Origin of the sequence: Halorientalis salina (assembly GCF_005049285.1) — an archaeon.
GTDB classification, from domain to species: Archaea; Halobacteriota; Halobacteria; order Halobacteriales; family Haloarculaceae; genus Halorientalis; species Halorientalis salina.
Genome location: NZ_SOSC01000008.1, coordinates 100,184 through 120,106, shown reverse-complemented (window position 1 = coordinate 120,106; position 19,923 = coordinate 100,184). Strand labels below are relative to the sequence as shown.

The 19,923-nt window shown below is 65.2% G+C and carries 18 protein-coding genes; 14 read left to right on the top strand and 4 right to left on the bottom strand.

Annotated elements, in window-relative coordinates:
• Positions 1 to 25: 25 nt before the first annotated feature.
• Positions 26 to 742 (bottom strand): YqjF family protein, encoded by a 717-nt coding sequence (locus tag E2481_RS14245; protein ID WP_136717823.1) that lies wholly within the window; start codon positions 740 to 742, stop codon positions 26 to 28.
• 99 nt (positions 743 to 841) lie between these two features.
• Here E2481_RS14245 and E2481_RS14240 point away from each other — a divergent pair, with 99 nt between their 5' ends.
• From E2481_RS14240 to E2481_RS14205, 8 genes are all read left to right on the top strand, one after another.
• Complete coding sequence (locus E2481_RS14240; RefSeq protein ID WP_136717822.1) at positions 842 to 1,258, top strand: EamA family transporter; 417 nt, start codon at positions 842 to 844, stop codon at positions 1,256 to 1,258.
• A gap of 58 nt (positions 1,259 to 1,316) precedes the next feature.
• Complete coding sequence (locus E2481_RS14235) at positions 1,317 to 1,577, top strand: hypothetical protein (RefSeq protein WP_136717821.1); 261 nt, start codon at positions 1,317 to 1,319, stop codon at positions 1,575 to 1,577.
• 68 nt (positions 1,578 to 1,645) lie between these two features.
• On the top strand, positions 1,646 to 2,212 hold the full coding sequence (locus E2481_RS14230) for a thioredoxin family protein (RefSeq protein ID WP_136717820.1): 567 nt from the start codon (positions 1,646 to 1,648) through the stop codon (positions 2,210 to 2,212).
• Between the two features lie 124 nt (positions 2,213 to 2,336).
• A complete protein-coding gene (locus tag E2481_RS14225; protein ID WP_136717819.1) occupies positions 2,337 to 3,149 on the top strand; it encodes a BtpA/SgcQ family protein in 813 nt (270 codons plus the stop codon).
• Between the two features lie 44 nt (positions 3,150 to 3,193).
• Complete coding sequence (locus E2481_RS14220) at positions 3,194 to 3,868, top strand: O-methyltransferase (RefSeq protein WP_136717818.1); 675 nt, start codon at positions 3,194 to 3,196, stop codon at positions 3,866 to 3,868.
• A gap of 106 nt (positions 3,869 to 3,974) precedes the next feature.
• On the top strand, positions 3,975 to 4,568 hold the full coding sequence (locus tag E2481_RS14215) for a chemotaxis protein CheC (protein ID WP_136717817.1): 594 nt from the start codon (positions 3,975 to 3,977) through the stop codon (positions 4,566 to 4,568).
• A 96-nt stretch (positions 4,569 to 4,664) separates the two neighbouring features.
• Positions 4,665 to 6,323 carry a long-chain fatty acid--CoA ligase gene (locus E2481_RS14210; RefSeq protein WP_136717816.1) on the top strand — a complete coding sequence of 553 codons (1,659 nt, stop codon included), beginning with the start codon at positions 4,665 to 4,667 and terminating at the stop codon, positions 6,321 to 6,323.
• Between the two features lie 176 nt (positions 6,324 to 6,499).
• Positions 6,500 to 7,648, top strand: coding sequence for an acyl-CoA dehydrogenase family protein (locus E2481_RS14205; RefSeq protein ID WP_136717815.1), 1,149 nt, complete (start codon positions 6,500 to 6,502; stop codon positions 7,646 to 7,648).
• Positions 7,649 to 7,666: 18 nt separating this feature from the next.
• Here E2481_RS14205 and E2481_RS14200 read toward each other — a convergent pair whose 3' ends face one another.
• Positions 7,667 to 8,710, bottom strand: a complete 1,044-nt coding sequence (locus E2481_RS14200) for a sensor histidine kinase (RefSeq protein WP_169302454.1) — start codon at positions 8,708 to 8,710, stop codon at positions 7,667 to 7,669.
• Positions 8,711 to 8,773: 63 nt separating this feature from the next.
• Positions 8,774 to 9,586 carry a DICT sensory domain-containing protein gene (locus tag E2481_RS14195; protein ID WP_136717813.1) on the bottom strand — a complete coding sequence of 271 codons (813 nt, stop codon included), beginning with the start codon at positions 9,584 to 9,586 and terminating at the stop codon, positions 8,774 to 8,776.
• Positions 9,587 to 9,803: 217 nt separating this feature from the next.
• Between E2481_RS14195 and E2481_RS14190 the strand changes: the two genes are divergently transcribed.
• The 5 genes from E2481_RS14190 (at position 9,804) to E2481_RS14170 (ending at position 15,621) form a co-directional block, all read left to right on the top strand.
• A complete protein-coding gene (locus E2481_RS14190; protein WP_136717812.1) occupies positions 9,804 to 11,696 on the top strand; it encodes a 2-oxoacid:acceptor oxidoreductase subunit alpha in 1,893 nt (630 codons plus the stop codon).
• A 2-nt stretch (positions 11,697 to 11,698) separates the two neighbouring features.
• Entirely contained in the window at positions 11,699 to 12,634 is a 936-nt protein-coding gene (locus E2481_RS14185; RefSeq protein ID WP_136717811.1) for a thiamine pyrophosphate-dependent enzyme, read from the top strand.
• A gap of 105 nt (positions 12,635 to 12,739) precedes the next feature.
• Complete coding sequence (gene lrpA1 / locus E2481_RS14180) at positions 12,740 to 13,168, top strand: HTH-type transcriptional regulator LrpA1 (protein ID WP_136717810.1); 429 nt, start codon at positions 12,740 to 12,742, stop codon at positions 13,166 to 13,168.
• Positions 13,169 to 13,267: 99 nt separating this feature from the next.
• Positions 13,268 to 14,773, top strand: coding sequence for a DHH family phosphoesterase (locus tag E2481_RS14175; RefSeq protein ID WP_136717809.1), 1,506 nt, complete (start codon positions 13,268 to 13,270; stop codon positions 14,771 to 14,773).
• Between the two features lie 47 nt (positions 14,774 to 14,820).
• Positions 14,821 to 15,621: a CBS domain-containing ParB/RepB/Spo0J family partition protein gene (locus E2481_RS14170; RefSeq protein ID WP_136717808.1), complete on the top strand. Its 801-nt coding sequence runs from the start codon at positions 14,821 to 14,823 to the stop codon at positions 15,619 to 15,621.
• Between the two features lie 19 nt (positions 15,622 to 15,640).
• Here the strand turns inward: E2481_RS14170 and E2481_RS14165 are convergent, their stop codons facing one another.
• Complete coding sequence (locus E2481_RS14165) at positions 15,641 to 17,326, bottom strand: histidine kinase N-terminal 7TM domain-containing protein (protein WP_136717807.1); 1,686 nt, start codon at positions 17,324 to 17,326, stop codon at positions 15,641 to 15,643.
• 239 nt (positions 17,327 to 17,565) lie between these two features.
• On the opposite strand from E2481_RS14165, the gene E2481_RS14160 reads away from it, so the two are divergent.
• Positions 17,566 to 19,917 carry a hypothetical protein gene (locus E2481_RS14160; protein ID WP_136717806.1) on the top strand — a complete coding sequence of 784 codons (2,352 nt, stop codon included), beginning with the start codon at positions 17,566 to 17,568 and terminating at the stop codon, positions 19,915 to 19,917.
• The last annotated feature ends 6 nt before the right edge of the window (positions 19,918 to 19,923 follow it).

The window sequence follows — 19,923 nt, the reverse complement described above, 5'->3', positions numbered from 1 at the left end:
CGGTTTCCGCAAGCCCCGCGGTCGCTCAGAACGGGAGCCCGATCGGTATGGAGAGCGGCCGTGCCATCCCGGCGGTCACGTCCACGCCCGCACTGTACTGAACCAGCGGCTCCCCCGCTGGCGTCCCAAACCCGTTGGCCACGAACAGGTCGTTCTCCTCGACGGTGAGCGTCGCCGACTGAAGCGGCCAGGGCGGATGCTCGACCTCGCCGACGAACAGCCGGTCGCCACCGCCGACGTTGGCGTAGAACCGGTAGCGCTCGGTCAGGAACCACGGCAGCGACCCCTGTTCGGGGGTCTCAGGCTCGCCATCCGGCCGACAGGTCGCGTCGAAGTCCGCCGACGGGGCGGTCTCGTCGGTTCGGTGGCTCCGGTATCGGATGCCGTCGCCCGTCTCCTCGATGCTCATTTCGGCGCGGTAGTACGACAGGCGGAACAGTCGCCGGGCCAGCGCCACGCTCAGGGCGTCGTCGGCGTCCAGGTTGAAGAAGTAGATCCCGGGGCCGGCATCGCTGTCGACGTACGTCCGGAGATTCAACTCCGGGAAGGAGCGGGCGACGGGCGACCCCCGCGGCCGGATGTCCTGCATGTCGAATCCGACGACGCTCAGATAGGCGTTGCCGTCGTAGGTATCGACGGATAGGTCCGAAGGCAGCGTCGTGTCGACGGTCTCCGGGTCGACGGCCCAGTGTGCGAACAGGACGTCGGCCCAGCGCATCGTCAGCAGTGAGGGGCCAGCCATGTGTCGACCGAGGGGTCGGACGGGTTTCGACCTGTCGGTCACGGGGGACCTCTCGCGACAGCACGTAACGACTTTGGGACCGGCTTTCCGAGTGCCGGCATGCGCTATCTCTCGTGGGCACTGCTGGCACTGGCCGGGTACACGCTGGTCGCACCGCTGGTGAAACTGGCGACGGCGGAGATCCCCAGCGACGTGGCACTGCTGATGGCCAACGGCATCCTCGTGGTGGCCGCCGTCGCGGTCGTCGTCGTCTCGGACACCCCCGTCGTCACGCACCTCACTGGCTCACACGCGATCTACGCCTACGCTGCGGGCGTCTGTCTCACAGTCGGTATCCTCGCGTACTACCGGGCGCTCGCGGCCGGGCCGGTCAGCGCCGTCGTCCCCATCTTCGGCCTGTTCATCGTCACGAGTTCGATCGTCGGTATCGTGGCGCTGGACGAACCGCTCACCACCCGAAAGGTGGCGGGTATCGGCTTCGCGATGGTGGCCGTCTACCTCACGGGCGTGCAATAAAGGGGCCACAGAAGGACGGCTGAAGACACTTGGCCGCAGAGCGTCGAATTCGATTCGCATGTCCCCCACCCATGCACGGGGACTGGTGACGCTGCCAGTCCGCGTACTCGCGACAGCCGTCGCGACGGTCAGCGCCGCGCTGGCCGTCTGGCACGGCGGTCTGTTCGCGCTGCAGGCGCTCGGTTCGCCACCCTCTAGTAACGAGACGCGAACGCTGCTCGGCGTCGGCGCGGCCGTCGTCGGGTCGTTCCTCGTTCCCGGATGGGTGACCGTCCGTGAGTACGTCCTGGCCGACAGGGACGAACCGACCGCGGAGTGACTGTCCGTCGTTGGTCTGACCACGGCAGTCGAATCCTTTTGGTCGTCGCCTTCCAAGGGTCGGGTCGTATGGTCGCACTCGACTCCGAAGACGACGCCATTCAGCGCGGCGAACCGGCACCTGATTTCGAGCTCCCCGGCACCGACGGGGACACCTACACGCTCGACGATTTCGAGGGACACGACGCCCTGCTCGTCGTGTTCACCTGCAATCACTGTCCCTACGCGAAAGCGAAGTTCGAGGAACTGAACCACATCGCACAGGAGTACGACGGCGTGGCCGTCGTCGGGATCAACTCGAACGACGCCGAGGAGTACCCCGACGACTCCTTCGAGCGGATGCGGGAACTCACCGAGGACGGGACCATCGAGTACGACGCCTACCTTCGCGACGAGTCTCAGGACGTGGCTCGGGCGTACGGCGCGGTCTGTACGCCCGACCCGTTCCTCTTTGAGGTTAACGGTGGTGACTTTGACCTCGTCTACCACGGCCGCATCGACGACGCCCTGAACCCCGACGACGAACCGACCGAATACGAGATGCGTGACGTCATCGACCGACTGCTCGCCGGCGAGGAAATCGACGACGAGTTCAGGCCCAGTCGCGGCTGTTCGATCAAGTGGAACGAAGACTGATACGGATTGCTGTAGCTGTGTCCCGCGACGACCGACTTCGGGCGGTCGATGCGGAAACGATCTACAGCAATCCGTATGACCGATTGCCGCTGTTGTTTTTACCGGGTAGCGGCTACACGCTCGCATGAATCCCGATTCGCTCTTCGAGACCGACCGTCCCATCTTCGGGATGGTCCACCTGCCGGCCCTGCCCGGCGCGCCCGGCTACGACGAGCAGGGCGGTCGCGAGGCGATTCTCGACCGCGCGCTGGCGGACGCCCAAGCGCTCGCCGACGGCGGCGTCGACGGACTGATCGTCGAGAACTACGGGGACGCGCCGTTCTATCCCGAGGCGGTGCCCAAACACGTCGTCGCGGAGCTGACCCGGATCGCCGACCGAATCGCGACGGCGGTCGACCTCCCACTCGGAATCAACGTCCTCCGGAACGACGCGACTGCTGCCCTGTCCATCGCCGCCGCGGTCGACGCCGCGTTCGTCCGCGTGAACGTCCACACCGGCGCACGGGTGACGGACCAGGGCGTCATCGAGGGGCAGGCCCACGAGACGCTTCGGCTTCGCGACCGGATCGACGCCGATGTCGCAGTCCTCGCGGACGTAGCGGTCAAACACTCCGCGTCGCTTGGCGAGCGGGACCTGTCGACGGCCGTAGCGGACGCCATCGAACGCGGGAAGGCCGACGGGCTGGTCGTCTCCGGCCCGGCGACGGGGGCGGCCACGGACACGAACGACCTCCGACGCGTGACCGACCGGCGCGACGACGTGGACGCGTCGGTCCCGGTGTTCGTCGGCAGCGGCGTCACGGCTGGAAACGTTCGCGATCTGCTCGCCGTGGCGGACGGCGCGATCGTCGGAACGGCGCTGAAGGAGGGTGGCGAGACGACGAACCCCGTCGACGGCGAGCGTGTCGCGCGCGTCGTCGCGGCGCGGGACGAATAACTCCGCGGGGCCAGCGTTTTGCCGACGCCGACAGTACGCCGGGTATGACCGAGGAAATCGTCCCGGAATCGAGCGCCGCGTTCGCACGCGCCGTCGGGCCCCAACCCGACGAGATTATCGACGAGATGGACCAACAGGCCGACGCCGAGGGGTTCCCGACGGTCGGGCCGGAAGTCGGCGGCTGGCTCCAGTTCCTCGCCCGGATGGTCGACGCACAGCGCGTCTTCGAGTTCGGCTCCGGCTTCGGCTACTCGGCGTACTGGTTCGCTCGGGCACTGCCCGACGACGGCGAGGTCGTCCTCACAGAGGTGGACGAGGACGAACTCGATCAGGCCCGCGAGTACATGGCTCGTGGCGGGGTCGACGATCTGGCGAGCTACGAACTTGGCGACGCCGTCGACACCGTCGACGCGTACGCCGGCCCCTTCGACGTGGTGTTGATCGACAACGAGAAACACCGGTATCGGGAGGCCTTCGAGGCGGTCCGCGAGAAGGTCGCGCCGGGCGGGGTCGTCATCGCCGACAACGCGATGACCGCGGGCATCGTCGACTTTGACGCGCTCCGTGCGCTGGTCGAGGGCGGGGACCCAGAGGGCGACGTCGACGAGAACACGCGCGGCGTCTACGAGTACCTCGAACGCGTGGATTCGGACCCCGAGTTCGAGACTGGCATCGTTCCGCTCGGCGAGGGAATCGCCGTCAGTCACCGGACGGCGTGAGGTCGCCGACCCGCCAGACGTTATAGCATTTGATACTCGCTGGGGACCAATTATATAGGGCCGAGCGGAACTCCCAGCCAATCAGGACCCTACTATGAGCGAGTTGATGATAGATATTCGGAAGTTGAGTATTTTCAACAAGATGGCAAAGGAGGGCGGGAACACGGTCGCGAGCCATATGAGCCAGATGACCGGGATGGACACGGAGATGGAGATCACGAAGATCAACTTCATCGACGTGCCGGACATCCTGAAACACGTCGGGGACGAACGCCAGATCGGCATCTACATCGAGATGAAAGAGCCGCCCCACGGCCACGTCCTCTTTCTCTTTAGCTCCCGGAGCGCGAAGAACCTCGCGGCCGGGATGATCGGTGACATGGGCGATACGAACCCCAACGCCGATGGATTCACCGAGATGGAGAAAAGCGCCATTCAGGAGATCGGGAATATCATGACCAGTGCGTTCATCGACGGGTGGGCGAACGTTCTGGAGACGACGATCGACATGGGAACGCCGAACTTCACGTTCGGCCCCGGCAGCGGCACGGTCAAGGAGATCATCGGCGACCGGGAAAACGACATGGCGCTGATGTTCGACTCCCGGGTCCATGCCCAGGACGAGGACATCGACGTGAAGGTCTATACGTTCCCGAAACTCGACGAACTCGTCAGTCTGATGCAGGAACTGGAAGTCTGAGGCGAGGCGGTCCCCGGACTGTGACCGGCTCGCAGCGACCGGATACCAACCCAGTTTGGGGGAACAATCATTACACATGCGCTTTAGGTTCTTTGCATGCCAGGAGGCACAGACCAGACCCTGCGGCCGTTCCTGTGGCGTGCGGAGAAACTCTATCCGGACACGGAGATCGTCTCTCGCACCCATCAGGGCATCGAACGCTACACGTACAGCGAATACAGCGACCGAACAGCCCAGCTCGCGAACGCGATGGACGAGGCGGGCGTTCCCGACGACGCCCGCGTCGCCACGTTCTGCTGGAACCACAACCGCCACTTCGAGACGTACTTCGGCATCCCGACGACGGGGCGGCAACTCCATCTCATCAACCCGCTGCTCCCCGACGAACACATCCAGTTCATCGTCGACGACGCCGACGATCATCTCATCTTCGTCGATCCGTCACTGCTCGAGAAACTAGAGGGCGCTGCTGACGGGGCCTCGGAGTTCGACGGCGTCGAGCAGTTCGTCGTCATCGGCGATTCGGTCCCCGAAACTGACCTGGAACCGGTGACTGACTACGAGTCGTTCATCGAGGGCAACGACACTGACTACGACTGGCCCACTCTCTCTGAGGACCGACCGGCCGGGATGTGTTACACCTCGGGAACGACCGGCAAACCGAAAGGCGTCGAGTACACCCACCAGATGCTCTGGAGTCACACGATGGCGAGCCAGTCGCCACAGGGCATCCCGATGGACGACACCGACGTAGTCATGCCCGTCGTGCCGATGTTCCACGTCAACGCCTGGGGGATGCCGTTCTCGGCGACCGCCGGCGGCGCGAAACACGTCTACCCCGGCCCGTCGCCGGAGCCCGAGGACCTCGCCCACCTCATCGAGGAGGAGGGCGTCACCATCACCGCCGGCGTCCCGACGGTGTGGCTCGGCCTGATGGAGTACATGGAGGACAACGAGGTCGACCTCTCGGCGCTCGACACGCTCATCGTCGGCGGGAGTGCGGCCCCCGAAGCGATGATTCGCTTCTTCGACGACCACGACGTCGAACTGCTCCACGCCTGGGGCATGAGCGAGATGTCCCCCATCGGCAGCGTCTCCCACCTCAAGGGCGGACTGGAGGACCTCGACTACGACACGCAGGTCGAGAAACGCGGCAAGCAGGGACTCATCGCGCCCGGCCTGGAGTTCAAGGTCATCGACGACGACGGCAACGAGATCGACTGGGACGGCGAGGACTTCGGCGAACTGTACGTCCGCGGGCCGTGGGTCACCCAGGAGTACTTCAAGCGACCCGAGGCCAACCGTGAAGACTACGAAGACGGCTGGCTCAAGACAGGCGACATCGTCAGCGTCGACCAGGACGGCTATCTGAAGATCGTCGACCGCGCGAAAGACGTGATCAAGAGCGGCGGCGAGTGGATCTCCTCGGTCGAACTGGAGAACGAACTGATGGCACACGACGACGTGGCCGAGGCGACGGTCATCGGCGTCCCCCACGAGCGCTGGCAGGAACGACCAGTCGCGTTCGTCGTCCCCGGCGAGGGCATCGACGCCGACCAGCTAGAGGCCGACCTCCGTGATCTGATCGGCGAGGAGTACCCCAAGTGGTGGATGCCCGACGAGTTCATCACGATCGACGAGGTGCCGAAGACCGCGACCGGCAAGTTCGACAAGAAGGTCCTCCGCGACGAGTACGCCGACCAGTCCCTCGTCGAGGGACAGGTACCCGAGGACGCCTCGCCCGGCGAGGACTGACGACTCGGGCTTCCGAGCATCGACGACCGCCGATCACGACCACGCTTTTTTTTGACTTTCGTGCATACACTCGGTAGTGTCTCGACCGTATCAGTTTCCAGAGTAAACTGCAACTCCGTTTTGACTTTCCAGTGTTCCAGAGGTTTATCCTGCCACGTCCCTTGGTACTCGTAGGCATGGAGCTACTGACCGACGACATCGTCCCGGAACACGCACACGAGGTGAAACAGGAGGCACGGGAGTTCGCGGCCGAACACATCGAACCCAACGCCGCCGACTACTACGAGTCCGGGGAGTACCCCGAGGACGTCCTGCAGGCCGGGATGGACGCGGGACTGGTCGCCCAGGACATCAGCGAGGAGTACGGCGGGCGGGGCTTCTCGCTGACGGAGATTCTGGCCATGGCCGAGGAGTTCTATCGGGCCGACGCCGGCATCGCCCTGACCCTCCAACTCGCCAGTTTCGGCGCGGAGATGCTCCAGGAGTACGGGGAGGAGTGGCAGAAAGAGGAGTTCCTGCGGCCCGTCGCCGAGAACGACCAGCGCACCGGACTTGGCGTCTCCGAACCCGAGACCGAAAGCGACCTGGCAGGGATGGAGACCACGGCGACAAAGGACGGGGACGAGTGGGTCATCGACGGCGAGAAGTACTGGATCGGCAACGGCGTGGAGGCCGACTGGATCACCCTCTACGCGAAGACGGGCGACGACGAGGAAAACAGGTACGGCAACTTCTCGCTGTTCGTCGTGCCCACGGACGCCGACGGCTACGAGGCCGAACACATCCCCGAGAAGATGGGCTTTCGCGCCTCCAAACAGGCCCACATCACCTTCGAAGACTGTCGGATCCCCGAAGATCACCTCATCGGCAACGAGGGGGCCGGGTTCTACATGCTCGCGGACTTCTTCAATCACGGCCGGACCGTCGTCGGTGGCCACGGTCTCGGGTTGGCCGCCGCGGCCATCGAAGAGGCCTACGAGTTCGTTCACGGCCGGTCGGCGTTCGGCCGCGACGTCAGTGAGTTCCAGGCGGTCCAGCACACGCTGGCGGACATGCGCATGGAGTTCGAGAGCGCTCGCGCGCTCAATTGGCGCGCCTGCGAGAAAGTCGAGAACGACGACAACGCCGGCCTCTGGGCCGCCCAGGCGAAGGTCAAATCTACGGAAACGGCCAATATGTGCGCCGAACGCGGGATGCAACTCCACGGCGGTCGGTCCGTGCTGACGGAAAACCGCATCTCACGGGTGTACCGGGACGTTCGCATCCCGGTCATCTACGAGGGAGCCAACGACATCCAGCGCAACCTCATCTACGGCCAGTGGTAGGCAGGTGAGTCCGGCGAATCAGGCGGTCGGGATCGAGAGCGTCACGTTCGTGCCCCCCGACTCCGGCGTCTCGATGGAGAGGGACCCGCCGTAGGACTCGGTGATCGCTTTGACGACCCAGAGCCCGAGTCCGCTCCCGTGTTCGAGCTGGGTGATCTCCTGCTCGCCGGTGATGATCGCCCGCTCGGTGTCGGGAATCCCCGGCCCGTCGTCGCCCACGGAGAGGTCGGTACTCCCGCCGTTCTCTCTGGCGGTCACGCTGACTTCGGGACGGTTGCTCTCGTCGTACCGGGCGGCGTTGTCGAGCAGGTGTTCGACCGCGACTGCCAGGTGTTCGTCGGCCCGGACCGCCGCGTCCGCAGGTACCTCGACGTCGAAGCTCGCGTCCGGGTGCGCCGACTGGGCGTCGTCGACGGCCCCGTCGACGAGCGGGCCGAGGTCGAGGTGCCGGTCCTGGGACGGCTCGTGATCGATCGCCCGCTGGAACTGCGTCAGGTTCTTACCGATTCCGGCGATGTCCGCGGATTTGTTCTGGAGGCGTTCGGCCAGGGACGCCAGTTCTCCGTCGTCCGTGCGTGCTTCGAGCAGATCGGCGAGGCTCAGGAGGACCTGCGTGTCGTTGCGGAGGTTGTGGCGCGTCAGCCGGTTCAACACCGCGAGTTTCTCCCGCTCTGTGGCCAGTTCCGTCACGCGAATCCGTCGGACGTCGTTGATACCGATGAGTACGTGCGCGACGGCGCTGACGCCCATGATGACGGCGAGGACGAACATCGGGAGCATCGCGCCCGGAAACAGCGAAACCAGGACGAGGACGCTCCCGAGCGCGACGATGCCCAGCAGGTTCCAGCCGGCCACGCGCAACGCGTGATTCCCGTCGATATCCGACTGGGCGAGCCAGCCACCGCCCGCCAGCAAGGCGATCCCGAGGACGGTACCGAAGCCGGCGATGATCCCGCCGACGAGACCGACGCTGCCACCGGCTAACACACCGACTGTCGGGAGCAAGATTCCGAGACCGGTCAGGGCGACCGAGGCCCCGGCCAGCAGTCGCTTCGAATTCATTACGATCCACATCTCTCGCTATCCGGACAAAGGTGGGGCCAAACAGGTTAGTATGGGCCGAGGTCACTGCTCGACGACGCCGTACGTCGAGTCTAGGTAGTCGAGGATCCAGTCGACGGTATCGGGGTCGTACGTCCAGAAGCCGTAGAACTCGCGGGGCGCGCGCTCCTCGGCCAGCAGCGCACACTTGTTGTCGTCGGCCGCGTTCCGATCACCGGTGTCCGATCGGTGCCCGCCTGAACGGCCCGGATGGCTCTCTGCCTCGCCGTCGTCGGGTGCCCGGGCCATCGCAGACTCCCCGCCGTCGAAGACGACGAACCAGGACCGTTCGATCTCTTCGGCTCGCTCGATGTGGAGCGTGAAGCCGCGGTTCTTTGGCGGGTCCTCGTCGGGGACGGCGTAGGCGTGGACGTCGAGGCGTTTCGAGCCCAGCCGCTCGTAGACCGGGAGCTCTCCCCGGAGCGTCGAGAGGTACTGAAACCCCGCGTGGATTTCACCCTCGCCGACCCGCCAGGCCCGGTCCTCGATCTCCCGGGAGGCCGCGACCATCTGATCGATGCTCCAGGACGTGAACATCGTCTCGTCCAGGTATTCCAACAGGGACCGATACGGACTCTCCGAGAGGCCGATGGCCGCGTCTTCGTCCGCGAGCATCGACTTGAGATCGGCGATGCTGGTCGCAGTCAGTACCTCGCCGTCCTCGCTGATCGTGACGAACTCGCCGGGCTTGCCGCTCGGCGTCGACTCGCTTTCGACGGTCACGTTCCGGTCGGCGAACTGGTCGCGCAACTCGGCCGTCACCGATTCGTCCGCGTTGAACACCGTCAGCGTCTTTTCGTGATTCTCGACGCCGGCGATGAGTTCCGAAAGGGACATGCGCCTCCCGTCTAGCTCCGCAGCCACGCCTCTTAGGGTTTGTGCGGCACCGTCGATCCACCTATGGAAACGCCCCAACTACCGACCAGTTGTTCACGAACGTCCCTGCTCGTTTCCGTAAACTGTCATTATTAATTCGTGCTAACGGGTCGCAAACTCTTTGACCACGGCGAACCGTTTTCCGTATACGACGGCCGACCGCGGCCGATGATTTATCATGACAGACACGGAATTGATGTGGCGAATCGCGGGCGGTTCCGGGGACGGAATCGATTCGACGAGTCAGAACTTCGCGAAAGCCCTGATGCGAGCCGGTTTAAACGTATTCACACACCGACACTATCCGTCGCGGATCCGCGGCGGGCACACGTACGTCGAGGTCCGCGCGGACTCCGAGCCAGTCCGTTCGCGCGGTGACGGGTTCAACTTCCTGCTGGCACTCGGTGACAGCTTCGCCCGCAACCCCTCGGAGGACGCCTTCTACGGGGACGAGGAGGTAAAGCCCCTCACGGAGAACCTGGACGAACTGAACGAGGGCGGGGTTATCGTCTACGACGAGGGACTGTTGGAGGGCGATGACGTCGCGAACCTGAACGAACGCGCCGAGGAGAACGACTGGCACGTGTACCCCCTCGATCTCCGGGGCCTGGCACGCGAACACGGCCGCGAAGTCATGCGCAACACCGCCGGCGTCGGCGCGACGGCGGCCCTGCTGGACATGGACATCACGCACATCGAGGACCTGATGGAAGACGCCATGTCCGGCGACGTGCTGGAGGCCAACCTCCAGATCCTCGAAGAGGCCTACGAGGACGTCAAAGACAACTACGAGTTCACCCACGACCTGCGCGCGCCTACAGGCGAACACGACGAACAGCAGGTCCTGCTGTCGGGATCGAACGCCATCGCCTACGGGGCCATCGACGAGGGCTGTCGGTTCATCGCCGGCTATCCGATGACGCCCTGGACGGACGTGTTCACCATCATGTCCCAGCACCTGCCGGATATCGGCGGGATCTCCGAGCAGGTCGAAGACGAGATCGCCGCCGCGGCGCTGGCCATCGGCGCGTCCCACACCGGCGTCAAGGCCATGTCCGGCTCCTCCGGCGGTGGCTTCGCGCTGATGTCCGAACCGCTCGGACTCGCGGAGATGACCGAGACGCCGCTCGTCCTCATCGAGGCGATGCGTGCCGGTCCCTCGACCGGGATGCCGACCAAACCCGAACAGGCCGACCTGGAACACGTCCTCTATACGAGTCAGGGCGACTCCACGCGGGTCGTCTTCGCCCCCGGGAACATCCGGGAGTGTTACGACCAGATCCGGGCGGCGTTCCGCATCGCCTACGAGTACCAGATCCCGTCGATCCTGGTGTACGACCAGAAACTCCAGGGCGAACTGCGCAACGTCGACGAGTCCTTCTTCGACCGGGAGCCCAACGCCGACCCCGGCACGACCATGACCGAGGAGGAGATCGCCGAGGCCGCACACCACGCCTCCGGGAAGTTCCAGCGGTTCGGCGAGGGCGACGAGAACGGCGTCAGTCCCCGCTCCGTGCCCGGCCAGAAGGGCGGACGCTTCCTCGCGACGGGGAACGAACACTCGCCGGAAGGTCACATCAGCGAGGACACCGAGAACCGGGTCCGCCAGATGGACCGTCGCCTCGGCAAACTCGATACGATCCGGGAGGAACTCGACGGGGCCGACGACTCACACCAGACCTACTACGGCCCCGACACGGCCGAGTACGGCATCATGGTCTGGGGCAGCCACCAGGACACCGTCTTCGAGGCCGTCGACCGGCTCAACGACGCCGGCCACTCGGTGAAGGCACTGGGCGTGAGCGACCTGATGCCCTACCCAGAAGCGGAGGTCACCGAGTTCATCGAATCCGTCGAGGAGTGTCTGGTCGTCGAGATGAACGCGACCGCGCAGTTCCGCGGGCTGACCCAGAAGGAACTGGGCCGGTTCGGCCCGAAACTCAACAGTTTCCTGAAATACAATGGCGAACCCTTCGAGCCCTACGAGGTCGTCGAGGGGTTCGAGCGGACCGTCGACGGGGCACCGGACGTCCCCGAGGGAACGAAATTCGTCCCAGCAGCAGGTGACTAACAATGAGTGCATTCAGTGCAATCGACGAGGAACGGGAGATCGACCGCGACGAGTTCACGCCCGGTATCGAACCGCAACCGACGTGGTGCCCGGGCTGTGGCGACTTCGGCGTCCTGAAGGCGCTGAAACAGGCCATGCCCGAGGTGGGCCGGACCCCAGACGAGACGCTGCTCGTGACCGGGATCGGCTGTTCGGGCAAGCTCAACAGCTACTTCGAGAGCTACGGGTTCCACACCATCCACGGCCGGTCGCTGCCGGTCGCCCGCGCCGCCAAACTGGCCAACCCCGGACTGGAAGTCATCGCGGCCGGCGGTGACGGCGACGGCTACGGCATCGGCGGGAACCACTTCATCCACACGGCCCGCGAGAACCACGACATGACCTACATCGTGTTCAACAACGAGATCTTCGGGCTGACAAAGGGCCAGACCTCCCCGACCAGTCCCAAGGGCCACAAGTCCAAGACCCAGCCACACGGGAGCGCCAAACAGCCGATTCGCCCGCTCTCGCAGAGTCTGACCGCCGGGGCGTCCTACGTCGCCCGGACGGCGGCGGTCAACCCCAACCAGGCCAAGGAGATCATCGCCGAAGCCATCGAACACGACGGCTTCGCCCACATCGACTTCCTGACCCAGTGTCCGACCTGGAACAAGGACGCCAAACAGTACGTCCCCTACGTCGACGTCCAGCAGTCCGACGACTACGACTTCGACGTGACCGACCGGGAGGAAGCCGGGAAGATGATGTACGAAGTCGAGTCCAAACTGCACGAGGGCGAGGTGCTGACCGGTCGCTTCTACCGCGACGACGACCGCATGTCCTACGGCGAGGAGAAACGCGCCGTCGGCGAGATGCCCGACGACCCGTTGGCCGAGCGGTACTTCGACGAGGACGCCGAGTGGGAGCGCTCTGCCGACCTGATGCACTACCACCGGTGAACCATCCGACGGCCGGTTACAGCGACACTGAAGCGAGATTCCGTGGGTAACACTCCGGTTTTCGCATTCGGAAGGTATTTTTTCGCGGAAGCAAAACCTATTGATATGGCCGTCGAGTCCACGGAGGAACGCATCCTGTCGGTCCTCGAAGAAGATGCGCAGGCCTCCTACGCCGAGATCGCCGAACGGGCGGACGTATCCAAACCGACCGTTCGGAAGTACATCCAGAAACTGGAAGAAGAGGGCGTCATCGTCGGCTATTCGGCCGACATCGACCCCAAGAAACTCTCCTCGAAGTCCATCGCCATCGTGGGGCTGGACGTCGAGAGCGAACGGTACGTCGAGGTGACTCGGAAGCTAAAGGACATCGACGAGGTCGAAGCGCTGTACACCTCCAGTGGTGACCACATGTTGATGGCCGAGGTCCACGCGACCGACGGGGACGCGCTCGGCGACGTCATCAACGAGGACATCCTCACCATCGACGGCGTTCCGGCCGCCCATCCCTCCTTCCTCCAGGAACGGCTGAAGTAGCGCGTCCGCTCCGTGGACGGCCGTTGCGGTTTGTCGTCTCGGTTTTCCCGTCAATGATGCTTCTTAGCCTTTATTGGCCTCGGGCGGCGAGGAAGGGGCATGGACACCCGGCTGGTCGTTGGGTGTGGGTCTATCGGACACGCTCTCGTCGAGGTGATGGGGGAGTATCCGGGGACACTGCTCGTGATCGACGAGGAGGAGCGACGCGTCGAGCGGTTACGCGAGGCGGGCGTACCCGCGACCCACGTCGAACGCATCGCTGTCGGGACGCTCAGGGAACAGGCCGGCGACGTCGGAACGGTGTTCGTCGCCGACGAGGACGCGCTGACGAACCTGCGAGCCGTCCAGGCCGTCCGGCAGGCGTTTCCGGATGCGCTGGTGATTGCTTACGCCGGCGAGGATCCGGACGCGGAAGTCGTGGCAGACCTGCGTTCGCTGGCCGACCGGGTGGTCGATCCTGGAACGGCGACGGCCGGGTTCCTGATGGACCGCATCGGCGACGAGGGCCTCCAGATCCGGCAGCTCCGGCAGGTGTTCTGGGACATCGACGAGACGCTGGCCATCGTCACCCACGACAATCCCGATCCCGACGCCATCGCGAGCGCGGTGGCGTTACAACGGATCGCCACGTCGCTGGGCGTCGACGCCGAAGTGTGTTACTACGGTCGGATCTCCCACCAGGAGAACCGGGCGTTCATCAACCTGCTGGACCTGGATCTGTGCCGACTCGACCCCGACTCGGACCTCGACTCGTACGGCGGGTTCGCGCTGGTCGATCACTCGCGGCCGGGCGTCAACGACCAGTTACCGACCGATACTGACATCGACATCGTCATCGACCATCACCCGCCCCGGGCCCCAGTCGACGCCCGGTTCGTCGATCTCCGGAGCAGTGTCGGGGCAACGAGCACGCTCCTCGTCCAGTACCTCCAGCAGTTCGGTATTGCGCTCGACGAGACCGTCGCGACGGCGCTCCTCTTCGGGATCCGCGTCGATACCAGGGACTTCAGCCGCGAGGTCTCCATCGCGGATTTCGAGGCGGCGGCGTCCATCGTTCCGACCGCCGACATCGGGACCCTCGAACGCATCGAGTCCCCGAGTATCAGTAGCGACACGATGGAGACGGTCGCGAGCGCGATCAGCAACCGCGAGCGACGCGGCGCGATCCTGACGAGTTGCGTGCCCGAACTCAACGACAGGGACGCGCTCGCACAGGCCGCCGACCGGTTGCTCGACCTCGAAGACGTGATCGCGACGGTGGTCTTCGGCGTCATCGACGGCGTGATCTACGTGTCGGGTCGCGCTCGCGGAACCGACCTCGACCTCGGCGAGGCGCTCCGGGACGCGTTCGACCAGATCGGGAGCGCCGGGGGCCACGCGGACATGGCCGGCGCACAGATCCCGGTCGCCCAGACGACACTCGCTACCGATCCGGACGCACCGATCGGAGAGACGGACGACGAACCGCCGGTCGACGACTCCCCATCGACGGACCTGGATACGTTCGTCACCGAACGGTTCTACGAGGCGCTGGAGTCCCGACCCCGTCGGGAGACGGGCGACGTCAATATCAGCCCGACCTATCCCAGTCGGGGCAGTCAGTAGTACGGGTAGCGAAGGGGTTTTTACCTGGCGGAGTGATTGAGGGTTTGATGGACGAGGACGGGAAACCGCGCGTCAAAGACTACATGACTCGCGACGTCGCGACGGTGTCACCCGACGATTCGGTCGCGGACGTGGCCCGTCGCATCGCCGACTCGGACGACACTCACAGCGGGTTCCCCGTCTGTGACGGCCGGCACGTCGAGGGGTTCGTCAGCGCGCGCGACCTCCTGCTGGCCGACGACCACGAGCCGATTTTCAAGGTCATGACCCAGGACCTGCTGGTGGCCCATCCGGACATGAAGCTGACCGACGCGTCCCGGGTCATCCTCCGGGCGGGCATCCAGCGACTCCCGGTCGTCGACGACGCGGGCAATCTCGTCGGCATCATCAGCAACGCCGACGTGATCCGCAGCCAGATCGAGCGCGCCACGCCCGGCAAGGTGGACAAACTCATCCGGACGCTCGAAACGATCCACGGGATCGAGGCCGACGAGGACCGACGAGAGATCCCGCTGGACGAGTTGATTCCCACGCAGAGCCGTGTGTACGCAGACGAACTGGAGGGACGGCAGTACGAACTGGAACGCGGCCTGGCCGAACCGCTGGTCGTCATCGACAACGACGGCCAGTTCCTGCTGGCTGACGGCCACCACCGCGTGAAAGCCGCCGCCAAACTCGGCATCGAGGCGATGGACGCGTACGTCATCGTCATCGACGAGCGGGTCGACCTCGGGATGGCCAAAACCGCCGAGAAGGAGAACCTCTCCGGAATCGACGACATCGAGGAGGTCGACTACGCCCACCATCCGCTCGTCGAGACGACACAGCGTCTCCAGGACGACCGGTGATCGCGCTCGGGGCGGCCAGTCACTTCGGGATGCGGACGTCCACGGTCGTGCCGACCTCGCCGACGTCGTAGCCGATCGACGCCTCTGACTTCCGGATCACCCACCCGACGATCCACAGTCCGAGCCCGCTCCCGTGTTCGAGCGGCGTCTCTTCTCCCTTTTCAAGCAGCCGCAGCTCCTGTTTCGGCACTCCCGGCCCGTTGTCGCTGACGCTCAGGTGCGCCTCGCCGTCCCGGTCCGTGAGCGTGACCGCCACCGTCGGGTCCGACGAGTCGTTGTGTTCGGCGGCGTTCTCGACGAGGTTTCCGACGGCGAGTTCGATCGACGGGATCGCCTCGACGATGCAGTCCTCGGGAGTCTGGACCGTAACGTCGACATCCGGAAACCGAGACTGCGACGCCGAACAGGCGTCCCTCACGACTGCAGTGAGGTCCAGTGCTACGGGCTGTTGGTCCCGTTGGATCAGTTTCTCGACGGTCCGGGCCTTCTCGCTGATAGTGGCGAGGTCGTCGGCTTTCGAGAGGACGGTTTCGGCCATCGCGCTGTGTTCGGCGTCGAGTTCGGCCGCGAACAGTTCGTTGTACCCCTTGACGACGGTGAGATCGTTCCGGATGTTGTGGCGGAGCACGCGGGAGAGGACCTGCCGCAACAGGTCGAGGTCCTGCTGGCGCTCCCGGAGTTCCGCTTCCCGTTGTTTCAGGAGCGTGATCTCTCTGAGGACGATGAGTCGGCCTTCACGCTTTCCGGCGAGTTCGTGGATCGGTGAGATTTCGAGGTCGAAGTGGCGCTCGATGCCGTTCTGGGTGACGCTGATCTCGGTATCGATCTCGGTCGTATCGCGGAACCGCTGGAACGCCTCCGGAAAGGCGGCGAAGAACTGCTCGCCCGGCATGCCCACGTAGTCCCGACCGACACCGAAGAGTTCGCGGGCCGCGGGATTGCAGTCGACGACCCGGCCCTTCGAATCGACCGTGATGGCCGCGTCGGTCATGTTCTCGACCGCACGTTCCCGGCCGATCGGAACGACGTCCATCAACTGGACGCGAAAGAGCGCCCATCCGAGGATAAACGCCATCACGACGAAGCCGAAGGGCGTCAGGTCGAACGGCGTCCCGACGACGAGGTGGACGGCGTTGGTGATGGTCGGCGGGATGAGGCTCCCGAACAGGGCGAGACTCTGCGTTCGGCGGACCCCGCGCGTGCTGAGAACTTCACTGAGCACCAGCAGCGCGGCGATCGTGTTGAGTCCGTATCCGACCGCGGCGTGTATCCAGAAGACGAGCTGATAGTTCGCGACGATACTCGAGACGGCGGTAAATGACGTTTCCGGCCCGTAGACGAGATAGTGGGCCGAGTTGGTCCAGGCGAACACCTGGACGAACAGCGGTTCGAGCGCCAGGACGCCGATCACCCGTCGACTCGGCGTGACCAGACCAGTAAAGGCCGACAGAACGAGGAACCACCCGATTATCGAGAGGCTCGCTCCCAGGAGAAGGACGTTCCAGGCGACGAACGCGAGACCCTCCGAGGCTACTGCCGTGTGAACGGCGCTGGCGAATCCCCAGATGCTGACCCCGACGATAGTGACCACCATGCCGACGGCCCCCGGATTCCCCCTGTTCCGGGAGACGGGATAGAGGAGGACCAACGGGAGCAGTCCGGAGGCCACGTAGGCCACAACGAGAATCGACTGGGAGAGGTCCATCCTGTAGGGCGTCTCTGGGGATTGCGTCTACTAAGAGGTAGGGGCGAAATTGAGTGCGAAAGTGATCGAGGTGCCCGCCGGACCCATCGACCGGAGCCTGTCGAACCGGTAGGAGTTTGAGGAACCACTTCCAGGACGCATCCGAGGCCCCGATGGTGGTTGTACTGTGTCACACGGTATCAGGTTGCCCGATGTGTTCTCGAAAGATTATTTTTGATTGAAACGAAACTGCCGGAACGATGTGTCCCCGCAGACAGCGCACAGTCGGTATAGCACTTGCTGTCGCCCTCCTCGGTGTCGTCATGCTGGCGACGCCCGTGACAGCCAGTGCGACGGACGCAACGTTCACATCGTCGGGGCAGTCCACTGACGATGGTATCAATCGCACGCTCGACGGGACAGTGGTCGTCACGGCCACCGGGACGGACGACTGTGGCCTGTTGCTCGGCGGCACGTCCGGGTTCGAGCGCGGGAACGCGACGCTGACGAAACTCGCCGCGGACGGGTCGACGGCGTGGACCCGACACTACAACACGTCGAACCGAACCGGCATCGTGGCGGTCGAACGCGGGCCCGACGACGGTATCTACGCCCTCCAGTACGCGTCGAATTTCAGCCAACCCGGATCTGGGAGCTACAGCATGTGGCTCGTCCGTACCACGGACGCGGGCGAGATCTCCTGGCGGCGGTCGGTAAACGCCAGCGGGCTCGTCGGCGGTCGCGACACGCTGGCCGTTAGCGAGACGGGGCCGGCGCTCGCGGTGACCGACGCGACCGGCCGGAACGCCTCCCTGCTCCAGTTCGGGGCGGACGGCGACCTGCGCTGGAACCGCACGTACGGCGTCGACGCGTCGCCGGGACGGCTGGAGACCACTGACGACGGCTACCTCCTCACGGGGATCGTCGGGTTCGACCACCCCTGGATCCTCCGGACCGACGACGAGGGCCGGATCGTCGACAACCGGACCTACGACCGGATCGACGTGCAGAACCTGGTCGGATCGCGGCCGACCGAAGACGGGATCGTCCTCGCCGGGACCTACGCGGCCGACTTCGGGAGCGGCCAGCCGTGGGTGGCAAGCGTCGGCACGGACGGCGTCCCGCGGTGGAGTCGAGTGTACCCTGGAAGCAACTCCGTGCGGGTACAGAGCGCGTTCCCCGACGGTGACGGCATCACGCTCGTCGGGAGCAGCCAGACGGGTACGACCACGGACTCGTCGGGCTATCTCGTCGGCGTCGGTGCGAACGGTAGCGAGCGCTACACCGAGTCCATCCCCGGGCTGATACAGACCGTCGCGGTGCCGGGACCGAACCGAACCGTCACGGTCGCCGGGATGACTGGATACCCGGGTCGGAACGTGACGAGCGTCGTCCGGACGGTTGCGCTTCCCGATGCGTCTCCCAGCCACGACCGCGGAGCGGTCGAACCGATCACCTCGTCGCGAACGCACTACCGCGGGCAGCAACTCAGCGTCGTTCGCCCGAAGGCAGCGGGTGAGACGCTCGAACTCGTCGCAGTGCCCGGCGAATACGACGACTTCGAGTCCCGGGTGGTCCGACGACTCGAACTCGACGCGGACGGTCGGGCCGTCGTCGACTCGACGACGCTGTCGAGGGGTACCTACTACCTCCGGACGACCGACGGCGAGCCGCTCGACGTGACGAGCGGCTGGGCGCTGGCGGAAACCGACCGGGACAGTGCCACGTTCGAGGTCGCGAGTCAGGACCTCTACACCCGAGACTCGGACGGGACGTACGTCGACCGGGCCGACGGCGAGTCGACGGCCGCTATCACCGTCGACTCCGAGCGCTCGGACTACGCGCTGTACGTCAGTGCCGATCGGTTCCGCGGCGGCCAGGTCGATGCCGAGACGCTACGGGGGATGTTCCCCAACGAGTCCGTCAGCATCGAGCGGGTCCGTGGAACCCCCGTCGCTCGGTTGCCGGCCGACGGGCAGGAGAACGTCACGATCGACGTTGCGTCGGTCGAAGCGGGCCTCTACGACGTCTCGATCCGCGGGACCGACACCGGTCACGCCGGTGCGTCGATGGAGCACCGGCTCGTCGTCGGTTCCGAGACGTCCCGTCCCCTCTCGGTGTCGCTGCGCAACGAGACGCTCGCAGTCCCGGTCGGTGGGGACGCCGCGACGAACGTGACCGTCGAGAACGCGACAGATGGGATCGCCGCGATGTCGATGAGCGCCAACCGGTCCGGGCCGCCGGCAGTACAGCTCTCAGTGGATCTGAACATCAACGGCACGTCCGCACAGGCCAGTTCCGGTTGGTCGGACCACGAGTCCGACGCGGACGCACAGGCGTTCGGCGGGAACACGGCCAACGGTACCGTCGTCGTCGGGTCGCTCTCGGTCAGCGCCGACAACTCGACGCTCGACCCCGAGTCGGACGCGACCAACACGGTCTCGTTCCGGCTGGACTGGGTCGTCGACGAGAACGGCGTCCCCTACACGGTGCCCGAAGGAACGACCGTGACGGTCGAGGTCGAGGACATCGAGAACGCGACGGGTGAGTTCCACGAGCGATCCGGTCACCGACCGCGACCCCGCGCCGAGCGCGTCTCGGGGTCGTCGTAGCCCGAC